Origin of the sequence: Holdemanella sp. DFI.5.55 (assembly GCF_020593575.1) — a bacterium.
GTDB classification, from domain to species: Bacteria; Bacillota_I; Bacilli_A; order Erysipelotrichales; family Erysipelotrichaceae; genus Holdemanella; species Holdemanella hominis.
The window spans coordinates 1-5402 of record NZ_JAJDMK010000102.1 but is presented as its reverse complement, the minus strand read 5'-3'; the positions used below and the strand labels follow the sequence as shown (position 1 = coordinate 5402).

The 5402-nt window shown below is 29.2% G+C and carries 2 protein-coding genes; both read right to left on the bottom strand.

All coding sequences use genetic code 11. The annotated features are described in order from the left end of the window. Window positions 1–57: 57 nt before the first annotated feature. On the bottom strand, window positions 58–1362 hold the full coding sequence (locus tag LJE08_RS12595) for a TIGR02679 domain-containing protein (RefSeq protein WP_227403407.1): 1305 nt from the start codon (window positions 1360–1362) through the stop codon (window positions 58–60). Further along, window positions 1359–5342: an SbcC/MukB-like Walker B domain-containing protein gene (locus LJE08_RS12590; protein WP_227403406.1), complete on the bottom strand. Its 3984-nt coding sequence runs from the start codon at window positions 5340–5342 to the stop codon at window positions 1359–1361. Before LJE08_RS12590 ends, LJE08_RS12595 begins: the two co-directional genes overlap by 4 nt. Between the last annotated feature and the right edge of the window lie 60 nt (window positions 5343–5402).

Genomic DNA, 5402 nt, shown 5'->3' with positions numbered 1-5402 from the left:
ATAAAAAGCCTATGCCCTTACGAAAAGGTATAGGCTTTTGTCAACAATCTGAAACGCCTATCCAATGGATATAGGCGTTTTTTTAACATCGAATCTAAAGCTATTGTAATATTCCTCAATCATATTTTCTTGATATCCAACTCTGTTTTTATTTTCATTAATACATTTTCCAATTCGAATCAATGTCTCATCTTTTAAAGCATCCAACATATGCATTCTTTGATCTGCTGCCTGCTCTTTTGATTTTGAAATTTCGTAATGCCTTACATCATAACACCAAAGTTTTATACTAGGATATCTTTGTTTAATTTTATCAGCTATCAATAATCCTTCTGGATCCATGTCTCCACTGTAATAAGTCTCAACATTCGAATTCACCAATATGTCTAAAAGAAGATAGGCTGAATAATTCAATTGTCCATTCGTACATACTAAGCCAATCTTTTCGATTTTTTCTTTCTTTATCATTTTCAGCAAAGCTTGAAATACAGCTGGATTTTCTACAACATAAACTCTATCACAATATACAATAGAGCGAATATGTAATAAATTATCCATATTCACATTTAAAGCTTCGTACGAATCATAAAATCCTGTCCAACCTAAATGTGGTTGATAGTTTTCATTCAACGCTTGAAGTCTTGCGATACTACAATAATTACTAATACCATCTTGATAGAGTCCTGCACGATATAGAATTTCATTTTGTTCTAAATTTGTTTTAGGAAAATCTACTTTTAGAAAATAAACAATTCCATGCATCAATAAATAATAGGCAAAGGTATTCTTATCAAAAGCATGTGGATTTTTTGTATGTAAGCTAGCAAAAATAGATATATTTTCTTTCTTATCTTGCCACATTGGCAATTGGTTTAAAGCCTTCATCACTACGTCTACCGTATTTATACATTTTTGTTCATTTTCTTTTGAAGCTTGCACAATACGAACATAGACAGAATCATGGTCGGTATATATATGATGAATCCACTGTTGGCTTTTTCCTTCTTGTTCTAAAAGATGTTTAAATATATTTTGAATTCGCATCTGTTCTTGTTCTTGTCGATTTTTATTTGTCAAAATATCATGATTAAAGTACATTTTTAACACTTCGTTAAAATCACAATTCTCATATTTGGTATTTGATATTGCCTTTTGAAGTTGTTGAAAAGTAATATGTGCACAATCAACACCATAATAATCTTTTCCCAATAAACCGCTTATACATACGCGATTTGTTTCATCTAATACTAAATTAATACTTCCTTTGCAAGTGCCATATTTTTCATATTGTTTTTTCCATAGACGCATAAATTCAGAAAACTCATTGTCATACAAATATTGGCAAAATTCTTCATTCATCATGCACCAACCAACCTTTTAACATGACCATCCCATTCATATCGTATTGTAGTTACATATTTAGCATCATTTTGACGATATAATTCATAAATTGCTAGGGCATCTACATTTGGATAATCTCCCCATAATACTTGAGAATTCATAATATAATCAAAACCAAATTTTTTGATTAATCCAAACATGGAATCAATGTTTTTAGAATCCACTCCCGCAAATGCTTCATCTAAGGCGATAATTAAAGGTGCATCATCACTGGCATAGGCGAATTTTGCGGCTACCGCTGAAAACAAAGGAACATACATGGCCATGGCCTTTTCACCACCACTAAACACATAAAAACGATTGTTCGTCAGCTCTTTACGTTTTTCACTTCCAATTTCATACATAATTGTAAAATCAAACCATGAACGATAATCTAATAGATCTTTCATTGCTTGATGGAAACTCAAATTCGAATTTGGATCTTCTGCATTTCTTCTAGCACATTTAATTTTTGAACGGAAATGATTGGATAAGGCTTGAAAATCTGATTCTTTTAACAACTGTAAATCTTTTTCTAATAAGCGAACTAATGATTCTGAACTGAGTTCATCTTCATTTTCTGCTTTTTTTGATTTCCATTGCAATCCAAGTTTTAAAGTGCTGCTAGTATTCATTTCTTTCATATACTTATTCATAGTTTCAATCCATCGTTTACTGCTTCGAATATGAACACGTATTTTACTCGAAATCGTATTCACTAGTACATCTTCAATTAAATGTCGATCTTGACTGCTTACCAATTCAGATTGTTTTTCAATATCTATCTCAAGTTGTTTTAATAACATTGTGAAATCAATTTGTTTTCCTTTATATCGAGCTTTAATATTCAAACGTGCCATTGTATCTTCTTGATCATTAAATAATGTAATGAAATGAAGATTATAATCTTGCAAGAAACCTCGGTTCATAAAAAATACAGTTTGAAGATCATTTCCCAAAGTATCTTTGTTTTTTAGATTTGGATATAAATTTACAATATGTTTATGAATGGACACAGGATTCTTTTCTTCAATTGATACATATCCTAAATCCAATTCCAATTCATAATATTTTTTATAGCTTTCTGCTTTTGTACTTTGCGTTTCAATTAAAGATGCATTTTCCAAAATATCCTTTTCACATTGTTCTTTAATATTTCGCCATCTTCCATCTTCTTGATATAGATTTGAAACAACTTTTGGAATTTCATCCAAACGATTCATAATCTTTGACATTCGTTCCTTAATTTTTTCATATCCCATCTCATTCAATTGTGCTTCTTTTACTGAAATCAATTGTTGCAGCTTATGAAGTTGAAACTCCAATTGTTTCTTCTCATAACGAATAGAGTCTAAATCTATTCTCAAATCTTCCAATTGTGATTCTAGAGATATAAATAAATCTATATTCACAATATACTTTTCATGTATAGATTCCATTTGAACAAGTTCATCTTTATATTCAATAAACAAATCTTTTCTTAATCTAAAGACATCTTCTGTGTTAGAAATCCCTAATTTCTCAGAAATATTCGTTATTTCTTTATTCAAATTTTGAATACATATTTGGTATTGATTTCTTTGTTCAATATACTTTTTAATTTGTTCGATAGAATGCTCTTGCTTTAAAAGCATTCGATTTACATCCAATAAACTTGAATCTAAATCTGCTTTTTTAGGATATCCAGCATATTCTTTTTCCAAAGTTTTTACTTTATCCTGTGCAATTTTCAAATTACTCTCTAATTCTTGAATGCCTTCCTTTTTTTTATTTATATCTTCTTTCAGTTTTTCTAGTTGGCTTTTTCGATACGCTTCTCTAGAGGCTTTCCCAATAAAAATAGATTTTCTTGTTTGACTAATTACACTACAAATATTTCCTATTTCAAAACCATTGTCAAAGAATTTTACAGAACCTTCATCCAATCCAAAAGTATCACATAAAGAAATATAATCAATTTTAGAATGTAGAATACAAACTTCTAGTTCTTCTATTTTATTATGTGTAAACAAGAAAGATTCTTTCATACCCTTGGGTAGATTTAAAATTTCTTCTTGATACATATCAGGAACAATCAAAGCTGTCATTAAACCACTGCTTAACAATTGTTCTTCTATCGCATTTTTTTCATCTTGATTTAAAGAATCATCAAAATCCAATAAAGTATACATAGGGATGAATGGAATTTTCTTTTCCTCTAGGTATTGTCTTGCATCTTCTTGTTCTTTGGCAATATCTGGTTGAGGATCTTTTAAACAATTCCAATATTCATATTGTTCTTGAATCTTTTGCAGTTCCTTCGTTAATTGTTTAATTTCAATAGATAATTTTGAAATCGTCTCCGTTTGATTTTTTAAATACCAAATATAACGATTGTGAATATCTTGATCAATTTCATAATATCTTTCTGTATTTCCATAATCCGATATGATTTCAAAAAACTTTTTCATTGTCGATGCATCCATTTTTAAAATTTGATTGGATTCATTCCAAGCTAAAAATTTTTCATGATATTCTTCTTTTAACAAGCGAAATTGCTCTTGATATGCTTTTAATTCAGTTTCAATTTGTTCTAATAGACTTTGTTCTTTTTCATAATCATCTTGTACATGATTTAATAATACTTTTTGATTATCGATTTTTTGAAACAAAGCCAACCCTTGATTTAATACATTCAATTCTTTTTCAATTTTTGATTTTGTGTAATTAAAATCATAAGTATGATTTAGATTCATTAAGAAATCTTGTTTTAAAGCTATATGCTCATCAAACTGCATATTTTCATTCAATTGGTCTAATTGTTTGAAGTTTTTATGAATCTCATATTCTAAAGAATCATTATAATCTTTTTGTTTATCATACTTTAATTTACATGAAACATATGCATTATCTTTATTTGATTCTTGTTGCACCTTGTTCTTTAGAGCTTTTTCTTGTTGCGTCAAATCTTCTTTATACCGTTGTACATCACTGGCTAATTGAAGCAGATCTTGTTTGGCCAAACCACTATATTCTTCTTCAAGTACGGATTTTTCGACATGTATATCGTCTAACTTTTTTTTGATTTCAAGAATCATTTCACTTGCGTGATTCTTTTGCTCATAAAAACCTTTCTGTTTCTTCGTTAATTCATCCAATTTATTTTTTTGTTCTATATACTGTAAACTTTTCTTATCTAATAAAGCATAATTATATTGTTCATATACATTTTGAATTGATTTAGCTGCCTGTTGACTTTGTTTTAATACTTCTAAACGATTTTGGACTTCATCCATATTGGATAATGCTTCTGTTAAAGGACGTAAATCATCTTCACTTAAAGGTTGTAAAGATTCTGACAACAATTCATTGATTATTGTTGGCTTTAATGAGTTGCTTAATTTTGGAGAACGTAATTTAACTAACAAGTTGATACTTTCTTTATAATCATCTAGTGTTGGAAATTGAAAAAGAGCTTGATTCACTCGAGCCATATATTCTCGTTGTGTTTCAATAAATTGATGTTGAATTCGATTTTTTAAGCTTTGTTTCGATATTGCCAAATTATGCTCCATTAGCTGAATATCTTTACCAATTCGTTGATTGTCTTCAATCACAAAATACCAAGTATCTAAAGGCTTGTTCTTTCGTGCTCTCATTCCCATTCCAATTGTTTTAAAAATATCGGAATCTTCTCTTTTGAATTCTAAGTATAAATATGCAATTCGTTCATCTCGAGTTGAATTTTCATCAATTAAATAGGTTTCCATCTTTCGAGCTTTGGTACCAAACGCATCTAAACGTTCACTATTCTTATTTCCATCTAATAAGATAGGAATAAAGCTTTGCATCGTAACCGATTTTCCACTTCCATTGCTTCCTCTTAAGAGAATATGACCATTTTTAAAATAAAATTCTTCATTTGTATAATACCAAAAATCAATCAGGCCCATACGGTGCATATGCCATTTACTTGTTAACATTTCTTTTCACCTGTTATGAAGTGACCTTTGTCAAGACAAAATTACACTCATATTCTAAAA

Bases quoted from the DNA above. Each gene is read 5' to 3' on its own strand.
- LJE08_RS12590 (WP_227403406.1), bottom strand. From the start codon at position 5,342: ATGTTAACAAGTAAATGGCATATGCACCGTATGGGCCTGATTGATTTT.
- LJE08_RS12595 (WP_227403407.1), bottom strand. From the start codon at position 1,362: ATGATGAATGAAGAATTTTGCCAATATTTGTATGACAATGAGTTTTCT.